We start from the raw sequence: 13886 nt of genomic DNA on the forward strand, positions 1-13886 counted from the left end.
ATTTTAATAGACACACTCCTATGCTAAAGCTATGGAGCATAAAGACAAAGATACATATATGAGTGAGATTAAAATTTTATGGGTAGACGACGAGATTGCATCATTAAAACCACACATTCTATTTCTAGAAAAGAAAAATTATAATGTAACTACCGCGCAAAGCGGAACAGAGGCACTTGAAATTATTGAGGATGAGACTTTTGACATTATATTCCTAGACGAAAATATGCCAGGGCTTACCGGTCTCGAAACTTTAGCCGAAATTAAGGAAAAACGTGCCGAAATACCTGTGGTAATGATCACTAAAAGTGAGGAAGAATATATCATGGAAGAGGCCATTGGATCTAAGATTGCAGATTATCTGATTAAACCAGTAAATCCAAATCAGATTTTATTGAGTTTAAAAAAGAATCTCGATCACTCACGATTGATTTCGCAAAAGACGACTTCTAATTACCAACAAGAATTTAGAAAAATCGCAATGGATATGGCGATGATTAATACCTATGAAGGTTGGGTTGAACTTTATCAAAAGTTAGTTTATTGGGAGCTAGAGCTAGAAACGCTAGAAGACAGCGGTATGTTTGAGATTCTTGAATCTCAAAAAACAGAAGCGAACAACCAGTTTTGTAAATTTATAGACAAGAACTATACTGATTGGTTTAATGGAGACCAAGATCCGCCCGTAATGTCTCACACGCTATTTAGAGACTGGATAAAACCACAATTGAGCCACAAACAACCTACCTTATTAGTGGTCGTTGATAATTTACGTTATGACCAGTGGAAAGCGTTTGAACCTTTCGTACAAAATGCCTATAAAAAAACTGAAGAAAAACTGTTTTGCAGCATCCTGCCTACGGCTACTCAATATGCCAGAAATGCTATATTTTCTGGTTTAATGCCAAGTGACATGGAAAAGTTGCATCCTAACTACTGGCTAAACGATACCGAAGAAGGCGGCAAGAACATGTATGAAGACAAGTTTCTGGAAGCGCAGTTAAAAAGATTTGGGCTTGATTATAAATGGAGCTATCATAAAATCTCCAGTTTAAAGCAAGGGAAGAAGCTTTCAGATAATTTTAAAAAACACAAAGATGATGACCTTGTGGCGGTAGTATACAACTTTGTAGATATGTTGTCTCACTCTAAGACAGAAATGGAAGTGATTAAAGAATTAGCCTCTACAGATAAGTCGTATCGATCTTTAACACAAAGCTGGTTTAAGAATTCGCCATTGATGGAAATCATCCAACAGGCTAGTAAGCTCGGCTTTAAACTCATTATTACTACAGATCACGGTACAATAAACGTAAAGAACCCGACTAAGATTATTGGAGATAGAAACACGAGTAGCAACTTACGATACAAAACAGGTCGCAGTCTTACCTATGAAGATAAAGATGTGCTTGCAGCAAAAGATCCTAAAAGCATACACCTACCTACTATTAATATGAGTAGTAGCTTTGTATTTGCAAAAGGAGACCTCTTCTTTGCGTATCCTAATAACTATAACCATTATGTAAGTTACTATAGAAACACGTACCAACACGGAGGTGTCTCTCTTGAAGAGATGATTATCCCGTTTTGTGTCCTAACTCCAAGGTAGCTTGTAAGAAGATTCTCTATACGTGCGTTTTATCGAGTAAAAATATAACTATATCGAGTTTTTTGTTATATTTGGAGCATAAAGAAATAATGAAACAGACCTTTACCATACAAGAGTTACCTCAAGTAGCTGCGTTAATACTCAAAGGCGCCTCCACTAAAAACTTGCTATTCTATGGTGAGATGGGTGTAGGGAAAACGACATTAATTAAGCAATTAGCCATAGAATTAAACGTAAAAGATACCATAGGTAGTCCTTCATTCTCAATTGTGAATGAATATAAAGCAGCGGATGATATTATATATCATTTTGATTTTTATAGAATTGAAGATAAAATAGAAGCTTTAGATATTGGTGTTGAAGAATATTTTTACTCAGGTCACTGGAATTTTATAGAGTGGCCAGAAAAAATAGAGGGATTACTACCTGAAAATGCAGATAAATTATATTTAACCAACAACAACAACGGAAGTAGAACTATAAAAATGATCCCCACTAAATGAAATAATCGATGAAATGCATTTAATTAGGTTTAATTGATAAATATTCAAGGAAACTTAAAAATTATTGTCATATCCTTACAAAAAAGACCAACTAGTAAATATACGGCAATGATAATTTCAATACTTGTGTGATATTGTGTTAGGTTTGTACTATTAACCTCACAAAATCAAAAATATTATGAAATTATTTAAATCAGTTTTTATCGTAGCAATTTTTAGTATGGGTCTTTTTGCGTCTTGTACGCCTGAAAGTATAACAGATGATCAAACAGAACAACAAATCGACCTTAAAAAGCTCAACGTCCAGCCCCCAGCTAACGGATAAGAAGAGTTTAGTTTTAGGCGGTGTAATCGTATTATTAATTGCGCTTAGCCCTATACTATTTTATTCATATGAAAGTTTTCCAACGTCTAGCGTCTGGAAAACTTTCTTTTTTGAAATAGAAACCTCATATGGGTCTTGGTATCTATATGCTTGGTATTTAGCAGGAAAAGCCATCCCTGTATACCTATTATTGATTTGGTTTTTCACTTGTAAACATTGGTGGCACTGGATAATTCTTGTTCCATTGGCGATGTATTCTTTTCAACTTTGGTCCCTTTGCTTAGAAAATTCTAATCAGGATTCTCTAGAGATCATTTATATATTACCCCTTATGGCGGTAATCATTCCATTTGTATATTTAATTAGAGCGAAACTATTTAACAGTGTTCGCGGTGATAATCTTCAATCTTTTGAAGAAGAATTAGGTCAAAAGCGTACGCTTTGGGGTCAGATTAAAGATTTATTTAGTTAAGCTTCTTACTTTTACTAATTGCTTTACAAAGTACGATGGGTATAGTCCTGTGGTTTTTTTTAAATCTCTTGTAAACGAACTTGCGCTATTGAAAACACATTCCTTCGCAATCGCTTTAATGGAGTATTTTCCAAACTTTTGATTCGTTCTTAATTCATCAAGTGTAAAATTAATTATTCTTGACAAATAGTTTGGATTTGTGTTTAAATCGTGAGCTAATTGACTCAGTCTCAATTTAGCGGGTAATAAACTTTTTTTACACTCAAAGCAATCCAACTTTTCTAAAATATCTTCAATAATTTCTGGTGAAATAGTAGCTATCACTCGATTGGCACTAATCTCCACTATGCTTCCTTCTGCAGAATAAAATTGTTTGCTAGTAATCTTTTTATAACGTTTTATCAAAATAATATTTTCGGAATAAAATACAACTGCTAATAGAAAGATGTATATCAAACTTAAAATTGGCCAGAAGTTTTTAGTTTGATACAACTTATTCTCTTGGTTGAGCCTGGAAATCACTTCGTCTTTATCACTCAGTAACTTTGGAGTCTCAAAGTTTTTAAGAATTAATGGTTCTATTATTTTCGATTGATAAGGAAGATTACCTGACTCTCTAGAGACTGCGCAGGCCTGTATTAATGGATCATTACCATAATCTCTAATGTTTTTAAGTCATCAACCCGTTAATAAACAACCCAAAGTCGGGTAAGTAATATGCTTAATGTTTTTAGTTAGATTCGCTATCAAGTGAGCATATATAACATAAGTAACTAGAAATTGAATTTTCTCGAACCTATTAAAACCGAGGGTCATCATTATTCTGTCATATTTATTCCCTTCTCTATTATAAAAATATTGAGTAACTATTACGGCATTAATTCTAGGTATTAGTTAGTGCGCAGTAATACTCTAAAAACCCCTCAACCCTCTTGTTCTCCAATTTCTCTTGATTAATGACTTGCGCACCCACAACAGGAAAAAAAGTAAAACAATAAATAAAAATGGATAATTAACCCAGCTTTGAGTGGCAGAATACAACATGTCTTGATCTAGGGAATCTCTTAAAAGCTTAATCATTAACAAACTCATAACAGTTGTATCTCTCGTGAAAAACAAGAAAACCGCTGTTAGATAGATGCTTTGTTATACACTTAAATTCCTCTGTTTTATAAGACAACGAATTAATACATCTCTAATGATATTCAAAAAAGGCTTAGCCTTAGTTATCTTGTTTATGTTATTATTTTTCACATTCTTAAATAAGGCCTATCCATAGGTGAAAACATCACAAATATTAAAGTGGTTACAGAGCTAGGCAATCCCAATCTTGAACATAACTAACTCACAAAGCACATAGTTTAAAGATGGAGAGCAACCTTTTCCCCTCCCAGTTCATACATCTCTATATTAATTTGAGAAAAGCACATAAGTTGCAACCGCTATTCTTAGACTATGACCTAAAAATTGAAGTGAAAAACTTAATATTTCACTCTAAATAGTCTTTCAAAAAGTTAAATTAATAATGTAACTTAGTGCGACCAACTTAAGCCATCATGTCAAACTCTAATACACCATTTACTAAAGAACAATTGATCCCTCAAGAAGAAAAACTGGAAGTCGCAAAACAGAAAGGCGAACTCTTTATAGGACTTCCTAAAGAAACCTATTTTCAAGAAAAACGTATTTGTTTAACGCCAGACGCCGTGGGTGCCATCGTTGCAAATGGTCATAAAGTATTAGTCGAAAAAGGGGCTGGTGAAGAAGCAGGATTTAGTGACAGAGATTATAGCGAGGCTGGAGCTATGATAACAAATGATGCTAAGAAAGTTTTTGGTTGCCCAATACTCTTAAAAGTCGAACCTCCGACTATTGAAGAACTTGATATGATCAATCCAAAAACGGTTTTGATCTCTGCACTCCAACTAAAAACAAGACAAGCCAAATATTTTGAACTCCTCGCCAAGAAAAAAATTACTGCAGTAGGTTTTGAATTTATTAAGGATGAAGATGGCAGTTACCCTGCTGTCAAGGCACTCAGCGAAATCGCCGGCACAGCTTCTGTACTTATCGCTTCGGAGTTAATGGTCAATGCAAAAAAAGGAAATGGATTATTGTTCGGTAATATTTCTGGCGTACCACCGGTAGAAGTTGTCGTGATTGGCGCAGGGACAGTAGGTCAATTTGCAGTTCGTTCTGCCTTAGGTCTTGGGGCCAACGTAAAAGTATTTGATAGTTCCATTACTAAACTGCGTAAGTTGCAGACTAATGTAGGGCGCACACTATACACTTCGACCATGCAGCCCAAAAACCTGATGAAAGCCTTGCGGCGCTGTGATGTTGCTATTGGTGCGGTACGAGGGAATAACCGCTCCCCTATTATTGTGACTACAACAATGGTGGAGCATATGAAAAAAGGCGCGGTGATTATCGACGTAAGTGTTGATATGGGTGGCTGTTTTGAAACAACAGAGATGACTACGCACGACCAACCAACACAGATTAAAAACGGCGTGATACATTATGGAGTACCAAATATTCCTGCACGATACCCTAAGACCGCTTCAATTTCTATAAGCAATATATTTACGCCATATTTATTAGATATTGCAGAAAATGGTGGGCTCGAACAGGCGATTCGTTTTGATCCAGGCTTAAAAAACGGTCTTTACTATTATCGAGGGATTCTTACTAATAAAGCAGTAGCCAGTTGGTTTGATCTTCCATATAGTGATCTTAATCTTCTAATGTTTTAATAGGTTTTACGCCAGTCCTATTTTATCTTTACAATCTTATATTTTTATATGCGCATTAGACAACGATTTGTATTTTATGGAATAGGTTTTATTATTGGACTTATCCTTTTATTTTTCTTTTTAGGGGGAAAACGCACATCTTGCGATTATGGTCCTAATTCTAGGGTATTAAAAAATATACGAATCAAAGAACGTGTTTTTTCTGAAACAACTATACAGAAATTAACGAGTCACCAATTAGATACATCCTCAATAAGCACCTTATTGCGAAAAGGAAACGTCTTGTTTAGCGAAAGCACTAGGGGTTTAGATTCTTGTAAAGTGTACATTATCCAAGGTACATCGATGAAGAAAGAATTGAAAATGACGGTGAAGAATTGTGACTCCATCGCTACAGTGCAGCGTGTAGAAGTTATATATTAAGCTTATTCTTCTGTATAAAGCGCTATCATTCTAATAGCGAAACTATTAAATAGCTAAAAAAAATTACACCTTTCTTCGAGCTTTTTCTCTTTTTATCAAAGTCAACTCACGACTGGTCTGCCCAGCTACCGAAGTGTTTTCCTCTGCTCGTCTTATAAGATAGGGCATCACATCTTTTACAGGACCAAATGGGATATACTTAGCGACATTGTAACCCTCTGAGGCGAGATTAAAGCTAATGTTGTCACTCATACCATAAAGTTGTCCAAACCATATTCTAGTATCAGTTTTAAGAATAGATTTGGCATCCATAATTTCTAAAGCCAAATAATTACTGTGTTCATTGTGGGTTCCTACAAACAAACTAATATCATCTAGGTTGTCCATAATATATTTCATCACAGCATTAAAATTATCATCTGTAGCAGTTTTGCTATCGCAGATAGGGGTTGGATATCCTTTATCTTCAGCGCGGTCGTTCTCTTTTTCCATGTAAGCACCACGCACCACTTTAAACCCTAATTTATAACCTCCCGCTTTTGCTTTTGCGTGCTGCTCTTTTAAATAATCCAATCTATCCCACCTATAGCATTGCAGGGTGTTATAAACAACAGGTTTATCTGTATTATACTTTATCATCATATGCTCGCATAGCTCATCTGCTGCATCTTGCATCCACGACTCTTCGCCATCTATTAATAAAGCGATGTCACATTCTTTAGCTATCTCACAAACCTTAGTGTAACGGGCTTTAATTTGTTTCCACTCCTCTTCTTCTACTTCTGTCAAGGCTTCATTTTCTGTCAATTTTTGCCAGATTTTAAACTTTCCGAAACCAGTAGGTTTAAAGACTGAAAATGGCATAGCCGATTTATTTTTGGCAAAGCGGGTGAGCTCTATCACTTTTTCCATGGTAGCATTAAACTGTGCCTCCTCTGCTTTCCCTTCTACTGAGTAATCTAGCACAGAATAAACCCCAGCGTCAAATAAACTCTCAACAGTCGAGATACAATCTTTCTCACTAACACCGCCACAAAAATGGTCAAATACCGTAGACCGTATTAAGCCTTCCACGGGCAAACTCATATTAAGCGCAAACTTTGTTGCAGCAGTTCCTATACGAACTAAGGGTTCTTTGCTTATCATTTTAAATAAAAAGAAAGCGCGCTCGAGTTCACTATCGCTCTTTAAGGCGAAAGCGGTTTGGGTATTATCAAAAATAGAATTTACGATCATGTTAGTCAGATATAAATACAAATATAGTTAGATTTGAAAAGTAAAAGGCAATAGTGATTTACGATTTATATGAGGAAAATAGAAAAACATCCTGGTACGGTTTACTTCGGAAACGATAGCTGGAAAAAACTACAGCAAGTCATTGATCAACAAGGCGCTAGCTCCATCGCTATCCTTGTTGATGAGAATACAAAAAAACATTGTCTATCTGTATTCAATGCTAATGTCTTATTAAAAAATGCGCCGCATATCATCCAGATGAATGCTGGCGAAGAACATAAGAACATTGAATCGTGCTTAAAAGCATGGCAAGAGTTGTCACAGATAGGTTTTGACAGAAAAGCCTTACTCATTAATCTTGGCGGTGGCGTGGTAACAGACCTTGGAGGATTTGTAGCAAGCACCTACATGAGGGGCATTGCTTGTATCAACGTCCCAACATCTCTTTTAGCCATGGTAGACGCTGCTGTGGGCGGTAAAAACGGAATTGACCTAGGTGTGCTTAAAAATCAAATAGGTGTCATTAGAGATCCATTAGCAGTCATTGTAGACACTTCATTCTTAAAAACACTCCCAGAAAATCAAATTACATCTGGTTTTGCTGAAATGCTCAAGCACGGTTTAATTTATTCTTATGATTACTGGGAACGACTTCAGGGTTTTGAAGTTCAGAATATTTCAGAAATCGAAACCCTTATTTGGGAGTCTATAGAAATTAAAAACGAGATTGTCACAGAGGACCAAAACGAAAAAGGGCGTCGTAAATCCCTTAATTTTGGCCACACCTTAGGCCATGCAATAGAATCTTACTGTCTAATGAGCACTCATATCCCTGCACTACTTCACGGTGAGGCAATCGCAATTGGAATGATTCTGGCATTATATATTTCTGTAGAACAAGAAGGGTTTCCCAAAGAAAAATACGCCGAAGCAGCTACACGACTACTTTTAATCTGTGGAAAAGTGCCCTTTTCAAAAGATGATATTTCAGAAATAATAAAACTACTCAAGCACGATAAGAAAAATGTGGGTGGAGCGGTACTTTTTGTGCTGCTAGAAGACATTGGTAAAACCCTCCTAGACAAAAAAGTAGAAGAGGCAATTATCTTACAGAGTTTTGAAGCTTATAAAAATTTGTAAATTTATATTCTCAATGCACAACCAATTCATATTTTTTATAAATTCGTTATAACAGACCTGTAACCTTTGTTATTATGAAACGTATAATTGTAGATTTTAAAAAATTAACCCCAGAAATTTTAACAATGCTTGTCGATGAGTATCCAGATGGATATGATGATATCAACGTGATAAAGTTTAAGAATGCTCACAACGAAACAATTGAAGCTGTAGAAGTAAAAACAGATGACACTATATACCTTGTAAAGCTAAGTTCTAGATTAGAGAGTACCATGGCAAACTTTGATGAAGACGACTATGATGATGACACATATGACGAACCAATAAGCGAGATACTAGCTAAGGAGGCAAAAGAATAACCAAAAAGAGCCGCGATTGCGGCTCTTTTTGGTTATTTAAAAATACCTTTCTTTAATGATTTTTAAATGATGTAACTCGTGTCCCCTTGTAATAAAAGCAGCAGCTCTTACCGATAAGGGACTATCACTAGCGCGTCCTTGTTTAAGTAACATAGTGTCATTACAGCCTTGGATAAAATGAATTGTAGCGGTTCGCACGGCAATGAATTCTTTTAATAAACTATCCATATCCCTCGCATTTGCATTGCTGTTTGTTACAAATTCGTCTTGATCAAAACCCTCTAGGTGTACATTAGTAGAACGAGCAATTTGCATTGCTCTGTACATAAAAACACGTTCGCAATCTATAAGATGCAATAATACCTCCTTAGGAGTCCATTTTCCTTCAGCGTAGCGATACTCTTGTTTTTCCGTTGGGATCTCTTCAAAAAATGCCGGGACCGAGACCAAACCATTCATTAATGCAGCCGCAATATCATCTCCTGCAACATTTGCAACGTATTTCGCGTAGTAGCTACCATATTCTGAAGACAGAATCATTAGTTGTCTAGTGAGTTAAAAATAGAATGCATTAAACGCTTTTTATCGTTGATGCTTTCTTCAAGAGAAATCATTGTTTCTGTACGTGTCACTCCATCAATGTCATCTATCTTATAAATAATGTCTTTAGCATGACCTGTATTTTTAGCACGTATCTTGCAGAAGATATTAAATTTCCCCGTAGTGACGTGGGCTACAGTTACAAAAGGAATTTCATTAATGCGTTCTAATACAAATTGTGTCTGTGAAGTTTTCTGAAGAAATATACCTACATACGCTATAAAAGAATAGCCTAATTTACCATAATCCAGACGCAAAGAGCTACCGGTTATAATGCCAGCTTCTTCCATTTTTTTTACCCTAACGTGGACCGTTCCTGCAGAAATATCTAACTTCTTCGCAATATCAGTAAAAGGGGTTCTTGTATTATCAATAAGCATATCCAGTATGCTATGATCCGTATCGTCTAATTTAAACTTTGCCATTTTCGCCTTTTTTTTATTTGCAAAAATAAGTAGATAATTTTCATATTCTTAGTAAAATCTCGCTTTCCTTCGTTTTATTGTAAACAATAGTTAGTTTTTCGTTAAATGATACGCTTTTTTGATTGTTAAATTCTACCCAATCACCATCACATTGTATGACTTTATGTCCAATTAATTGGGAATCAAGCTCCAGTATAGTAGGAATAAAAAATATCGTATTCTCCTCTAAAACTTCTGTAAACTGTATGGCAATATTTTGTTTTATAGAAGCATCCGATAATCGGGCATCCTTTAACAAGATGTCGCAATAAGTTTTTTGATTTTCTGGAATAGAGTTATAGTCTTCGATTGACGTAGTTTCTGTTTCTACGGAAATATTAAAAACGATTAGAAGTGACTTAACTATTAAGGCTCGCGATACTTCACGATTATAATCGCCCGGAAAATGCCCAGCTTCAAATAAAATAGTAGGTACGCCTAAATGTGTAAAAGTGTCGCCCACACAGTTTAAATTAAAACCGTCATCATAGCGGCCTATTTGACCTGGAATCTCTTTTAACAATTCTTTATACATAGCCGCAATTGCCAGCATTGCTGTTTCTCTAGCCGCTGTAACGCCGCGGCTCGCATCTGCCGAAGGCGACAAGAAAGACACTGCAGCAGTCTTCCCAGTGGGTAGCCCGTAAATAGTACGCTGATCGTGCATATTAAGACAAAGATCTGGCTGGACAGCATCAAAGATGGCCCTTAAAATCTGACTTTCCTTTTGGGATAAATCTTGTGCGTCCCTGTTTAAGTCAACCCCATTAATATTACACCTGGTATAAGCTTCTGCGCCATCTGGATTTAAAATAGGAATGATGTGGACAGTATGAGTGGCTAAAAAGATACTAATCTCCTCTTCATATTGTTTCTTCTGAAAGATGAAAGCGAGAAAATCTATCAGAGCTTTTGTGGTAGTGCTTTCGTTTCCGTGCATTTGCGACCAAGCGAGAATAACCTTTTTTCCTGACCCAAGACTCACCATAGGTATTTCTTTACCCAACTCTGAAGTACCAATTATCGAAATCTCAAACACCTCTTTGTAGACTTCTAATCTAGGTAAGATTTGATTGAGAGTAATATATCTACCAGAAATCTGGTCGTCTTTAATGTTTTGATTGTAGAGTGAAATAGCTGTGAGTTTTTATTGTGTTTACAAATGTAGATAATGTAAAGTTTACAATTGTAAACAACAATTTTGCACTTTAGTGTTGACATATGTAACAATAACACATTAGAAAATCACAATATGAAATAGACTAAGTACACAGGATGTATAATTTATTATTAATCAACAGCTTAATGAGCTTGTATTAAAGCTATACTTACATTTTAATTGTACTTTATCAACAATATTTGTGTGTTGCAACACAATGTTTTACATTTGTAAACGTATTAATAAGAACGAATTTATTACAATGGTAAACAGTGCAGCTTTTGCAAAACGTATAGAAAATATCCTTTCATATTATGGGATTTCGGCTACGGCATTTGCAGAAACCATATCTTTTAATCGCTCCACGATTTCGCATATCCTTTCTGGTAGGAACAAGCCAAGTTTAGAATTTGTAATGAAAATTGTCAATACGTATCCCGAGGTAGAATTGTATTGGTTGTTAAACGGAAAAGGAGACTTCCCTCCTCTTGATGATTCAAATGAAAATAGCGCTACAGATATGTCGCAAGACATTTCAGTTAAGACACTGGACAAATACCAAGCTCCTTCAATAGAAACGGAGCAAGAACCATCAAAAACAAACCATACCTCCATTTCGAATCATCGCCTTGGTTCTTCTTCAAACATAGACCGGATCGTTATATTTTATGCAGACGGTTCTTTTAAGGAATATTTACCGTAGAAGACCTCTAGTCTTTGCTTAAAATTTCAGAAATTTGCTGCAGCAAAATAATTATGAAATTTATATACGTATTCTTCTCTTTTTTACTCCTTAGCTGTTACCAGCCGGAACGTAACTGCACTAACTTTAAAACAGGAACCTTCGAGTTTGAAACCCTCATAGGAACAGAAGTAGTGAAAACTACTTTTGTCCGTAATGATTCTTTAGAAATTGATTTCTATAGAGGTAAGGCAGACACGTCTTCTGTGCGATGGTTAAACGATTGTGAGTTTATAGTGAAACACGTCAATCCCAAGAATATGGCAGAAAAGAAGGCCTTGCACATGAAAATATTGACTACAGATGGTGATCAATATCTTTTTGAATACAACATCGTTGGCGAAACTAGAAAAGAAAAAGGGACCGCCAGAAAAATAACCGAATAAACTAACAAAACAATAAGATACATGTTTGAAATCTTAACCGCTCCTGACGCACTAGTAGCGCTATTGACGCTGACCTTCTTGGAGATTGTACTTGGGGTAGACAACATTATCTTCATATCGCTGGCTGCAAGTAAACTGCCTAAAGAACACCAGAAAAAAGCAACCAACATTGGTCTTTTTATGGCGATGATTATTAGAGTAATACTATTGTTCGGTATTTCTTGGCTTGTTGCTATGGAGGCGCCTTTCTGGCACGTAAGCTTATCCTGGTTTAAAGTAGGACTAAGTGGACAAGGATTAATCCTTCTTGCCGGAGGTTTATTCTTACTGTATAAATCTGTAAGCGAGATTCACGAAAAAGTAGAAGATAAAGGGCGCGATGAACGTGAAGTGGCTAAAGGAAGAAAGACAACGCTCACAAAAGCTGTGATACAAATATGCCTGATTAACATTGTATTTTCTTTTGATTCTATCTTAACAGCCGTTGGTATGACTAACGGAGTTGGCAATACTCCATCAGATGCCTTAATCATTATGATTATCGCCGTGGTAGTTTCTGTCATAATAATGATGATTTTTGCAAACCCTGTGGGCCGTTTTGTCACGAAGCATCCTACAGTTCAATTATTAGGTTTATCTTTCTTAATACTCATTGGTTTTATGTTAATTGCTGAAGGAGCGCATTTATCTCACTTAGAGATTTTTGGTTCTCAAGTAGGCGTCATACCCAAAGGGTACCTTTACTTCACGATAGCCTTCTCATTATTGATAGAGTTTATCAATATGAAATATAGAAAGACAACAAGTGAAATCGTAACTACGCATCCCGAGAACATCAAAGACGAATAAATTATGGAAATGAATTTAAAGTCATCAGAAGAAAATTGGACCAAAGACGATCTGCGTGTTTATATTATGCTGTTTTTTGCTAATGCAGATTTAACACTGAAGGAAGAAGAGATTGCATTCATAAAAGAAAAGATGCATAATGCAAAATATGATGATTTAAGAGCTGTACTTAAAAATGACAATGACTATCAAGGCACTGAAAAAATAGAAAAAACAATAAAACGTTTAAGCTATTCGGAGGATCAAATTGAAGACTTAATTGCTGAGCTTAAAGAACTTTTCTGGGCAGACGGAAAATTTGACGCCATGGAAAACGCAATACTCCACCACATTGAGCGCATTTTAAAACCATAATATGCCGCTTCACATTGTTCTAGTTCATCCAGAAATACCTAATAATACAGGGAACATAGGCCGTTTAAGCTTAGCCACTGGTTCACATTTACACTTAATAAAACCCTTTGGTTTTGAGATTAGCGACAGCCGGTTAAAAAGAGCGGGGTTGGACTATTGGAAGCACATCCAGCTTACCACATATGAGTCTATTGACGATTTTTATGACAAGCACAGCGATAAGAAAATGGTGCTTTTAAGCAGTCACGGCACGCAATCTATTTGGGATATTCCTTTTGAAGATGATATGATGCTGCTTTTTGGCAAAGAATCTACGGGGCTCCCTTCTGAAATATTAAACAAGCACCCTGAGCACATTTTTAAGATACCTTTGCACAGTGATCACATACGCAGTATTAATATCGCAAATGCCGTGAGCGTGACTGTCTATGAGGGCTTGAGACAACTTTCTTGATTTTGACTCTACTCAGTTTTCGTTAAGGAGATGCATGAAAAACTGTTAAACCTTA

General features: G+C 35.9%; 17 protein-coding genes. 12 read left to right on the forward strand and 5 right to left on the reverse strand.

The features are described from left to right. The first annotated feature begins 58 nt into the window (after positions 1-58). From ABXT71_RS10630 to ABXT71_RS10640, 3 genes are all read left to right on the forward strand, one after another. The gene (locus ABXT71_RS10630; protein WP_415373101.1) at positions 59-1609 is read left to right on the forward strand and encodes a response regulator; all 1551 of its coding nucleotides are present in this window, start codon (positions 59-61) and stop codon (positions 1607-1609) included. 89 nt (positions 1610-1698) lie between these two features. Continuing rightward, positions 1699-2112, forward strand: coding sequence for a tRNA (adenosine(37)-N6)-threonylcarbamoyltransferase complex ATPase subunit type 1 TsaE (tsaE, locus tag ABXT71_RS10635; protein WP_415371296.1), 414 nt, complete (start codon positions 1699-1701; stop codon positions 2110-2112). A gap of 260 nt (positions 2113-2372) precedes the next feature. Further along, positions 2373-2909, forward strand: coding sequence for a hypothetical protein (locus ABXT71_RS10640; RefSeq protein WP_415371297.1), 537 nt, complete (start codon positions 2373-2375; stop codon positions 2907-2909). Here the strand turns inward: ABXT71_RS10640 and ABXT71_RS10645 are convergent. Beyond that, positions 2898-3314 (reverse strand): helix-turn-helix domain-containing protein, encoded by a 417-nt coding sequence (locus ABXT71_RS10645; RefSeq protein ID WP_415371298.1) that lies wholly within the window; start codon positions 3312-3314, stop codon positions 2898-2900. The genes ABXT71_RS10640 and ABXT71_RS10645 overlap by 12 nt on opposite strands. Positions 3315-4465: 1151 nt before the next feature. Here ABXT71_RS10645 and ABXT71_RS10650 point away from each other — a divergent pair. Beyond that, entirely contained in the window at positions 4466-5665 is a 1200-nt protein-coding gene (locus ABXT71_RS10650) for an alanine dehydrogenase (protein WP_415371299.1), read from the forward strand. A gap of 48 nt (positions 5666-5713) precedes the next feature. Continuing rightward, positions 5714-6088, forward strand: coding sequence for a hypothetical protein (locus ABXT71_RS10655; RefSeq protein ID WP_415371300.1), 375 nt, complete (start codon positions 5714-5716; stop codon positions 6086-6088). Between the two features lie 63 nt (positions 6089-6151). Here the strand turns inward: ABXT71_RS10655 and ABXT71_RS10660 are convergent, their stop codons facing one another. Further along, a complete protein-coding gene (locus tag ABXT71_RS10660) occupies positions 6152-7324 on the reverse strand; it encodes a proline dehydrogenase family protein (RefSeq protein ID WP_415371301.1) in 1173 nt (390 codons plus the stop codon). A gap of 69 nt (positions 7325-7393) precedes the next feature. On the opposite strand from ABXT71_RS10660, the gene aroB reads away from it, so the two are divergent. Next, positions 7394-8464, forward strand: coding sequence for a 3-dehydroquinate synthase (gene aroB, locus ABXT71_RS10665; RefSeq protein ID WP_415371302.1), 1071 nt, complete (start codon positions 7394-7396; stop codon positions 8462-8464). A gap of 74 nt (positions 8465-8538) precedes the next feature. Further along, complete coding sequence (locus tag ABXT71_RS10670; RefSeq protein ID WP_415371303.1) at positions 8539-8823, forward strand: hypothetical protein; 285 nt, start codon at positions 8539-8541, stop codon at positions 8821-8823. Positions 8824-8859: 36 nt separating this feature from the next. Here the strand turns inward: ABXT71_RS10670 and ABXT71_RS10675 are convergent, their stop codons facing one another. The 3 genes from ABXT71_RS10675 to ABXT71_RS10685 are packed head-to-tail and all read right to left on the reverse strand — an operon-like array spanning position 8860 to position 10926. Next, the gene (locus tag ABXT71_RS10675) at positions 8860-9363 is read right to left on the reverse strand and encodes a DinB family protein (protein ID WP_415371304.1); all 504 of its coding nucleotides are present in this window, start codon (positions 9361-9363) and stop codon (positions 8860-8862) included. Then, positions 9363-9848 (reverse strand): Lrp/AsnC family transcriptional regulator, encoded by a 486-nt coding sequence (locus ABXT71_RS10680; RefSeq protein ID WP_415371305.1) that lies wholly within the window; start codon positions 9846-9848, stop codon positions 9363-9365. The genes ABXT71_RS10675 and ABXT71_RS10680 overlap by 1 nt, the downstream gene beginning before the upstream one ends. 40 nt (positions 9849-9888) lie before the next feature. After that, positions 9889-10926 carry a M14 family zinc carboxypeptidase gene (locus ABXT71_RS10685; RefSeq protein ID WP_415371306.1) on the reverse strand — a complete coding sequence of 346 codons (1038 nt, stop codon included), beginning with the start codon at positions 10924-10926 and terminating at the stop codon, positions 9889-9891. Between the two features lie 337 nt (positions 10927-11263). Here ABXT71_RS10685 and ABXT71_RS10690 point away from each other — a divergent pair, with 337 nt between their 5' ends. Genes ABXT71_RS10690 through ABXT71_RS10710 form a run of 5 tightly spaced genes read left to right on the forward strand, consistent with a single transcriptional unit; the run spans position 11264 to position 13831 of the window. After that, on the forward strand, positions 11264-11749 hold the full coding sequence (locus tag ABXT71_RS10690) for a helix-turn-helix domain-containing protein (protein ID WP_415371307.1): 486 nt from the start codon (positions 11264-11266) through the stop codon (positions 11747-11749). A 53-nt stretch (positions 11750-11802) separates the two neighbouring features. Then, on the forward strand, positions 11803-12174 hold the full coding sequence (locus ABXT71_RS10695) for a DNA topoisomerase IV (RefSeq protein ID WP_415371308.1): 372 nt from the start codon (positions 11803-11805) through the stop codon (positions 12172-12174). 21 nt (positions 12175-12195) lie between these two features. Continuing rightward, positions 12196-13023 (forward strand): TerC family protein, encoded by an 828-nt coding sequence (locus ABXT71_RS10700; RefSeq protein WP_415371309.1) that lies wholly within the window; start codon positions 12196-12198, stop codon positions 13021-13023. Between the two features lie 3 nt (positions 13024-13026). Then, positions 13027-13377 (forward strand): hypothetical protein, encoded by a 351-nt coding sequence (locus ABXT71_RS10705; RefSeq protein ID WP_415371310.1) that lies wholly within the window; start codon positions 13027-13029, stop codon positions 13375-13377. A gap of 1 nt (position 13378) precedes the next feature. After that, positions 13379-13831: a tRNA (cytidine(34)-2'-O)-methyltransferase gene (locus tag ABXT71_RS10710; protein WP_415371311.1), complete on the forward strand. Its 453-nt coding sequence runs from the start codon at positions 13379-13381 to the stop codon at positions 13829-13831. Positions 13832-13886 lie beyond the last annotated feature (55 nt).

This window comes from Patiriisocius sp. Uisw_047 (assembly GCF_047730165.1).
In the GTDB taxonomy this organism is placed as follows: Bacteria; Bacteroidota; Bacteroidia; order Flavobacteriales; family Flavobacteriaceae; genus Patiriisocius.

Coding starts and splice junctions, on each gene's coding strand:
- ABXT71_RS10710 (WP_415371311.1), top strand. CDS start 13,379: ATGCCGCTTCACATTGTTCTAGTTCATCCAGAAATACCTAATAATACA.
- ABXT71_RS10700 (WP_415371309.1), top strand. CDS start 12,196: ATGTTTGAAATCTTAACCGCTCCTGACGCACTAGTAGCGCTATTGACG.
- ABXT71_RS10650 (WP_415371299.1), top strand. CDS start 4,466: ATGTCAAACTCTAATACACCATTTACTAAAGAACAATTGATCCCTCAA.
- ABXT71_RS10705 (WP_415371310.1), top strand. CDS start 13,027: ATGGAAATGAATTTAAAGTCATCAGAAGAAAATTGGACCAAAGACGAT.
- ABXT71_RS10670 (WP_415371303.1), top strand. CDS start 8,539: ATGAAACGTATAATTGTAGATTTTAAAAAATTAACCCCAGAAATTTTA.
- ABXT71_RS10660 (WP_415371301.1), bottom strand. CDS start 7,324: ATGATCGTAAATTCTATTTTTGATAATACCCAAACCGCTTTCGCCTTA.
- tsaE (WP_415371296.1), top strand. CDS start 1,699: ATGAAACAGACCTTTACCATACAAGAGTTACCTCAAGTAGCTGCGTTA.
- ABXT71_RS10655 (WP_415371300.1), top strand. CDS start 5,714: ATGCGCATTAGACAACGATTTGTATTTTATGGAATAGGTTTTATTATT.
- ABXT71_RS10675 (WP_415371304.1), bottom strand. CDS start 9,363: ATGATTCTGTCTTCAGAATATGGTAGCTACTACGCGAAATACGTTGCA.
- aroB (WP_415371302.1), top strand. CDS start 7,394: ATGAGGAAAATAGAAAAACATCCTGGTACGGTTTACTTCGGAAACGAT.
- ABXT71_RS10640 (WP_415371297.1), top strand. CDS start 2,373: ATGATCAAACAGAACAACAAATCGACCTTAAAAAGCTCAACGTCCAGC.
- ABXT71_RS10680 (WP_415371305.1), bottom strand. CDS start 9,848: ATGGCAAAGTTTAAATTAGACGATACGGATCATAGCATACTGGATATG.
- ABXT71_RS10690 (WP_415371307.1), top strand. CDS start 11,264: ATGTTTTACATTTGTAAACGTATTAATAAGAACGAATTTATTACAATG.
- ABXT71_RS10695 (WP_415371308.1), top strand. CDS start 11,803: ATGAAATTTATATACGTATTCTTCTCTTTTTTACTCCTTAGCTGTTAC.
- ABXT71_RS10630 (WP_415373101.1), top strand. CDS start 59: ATGAGTGAGATTAAAATTTTATGGGTAGACGACGAGATTGCATCATTA.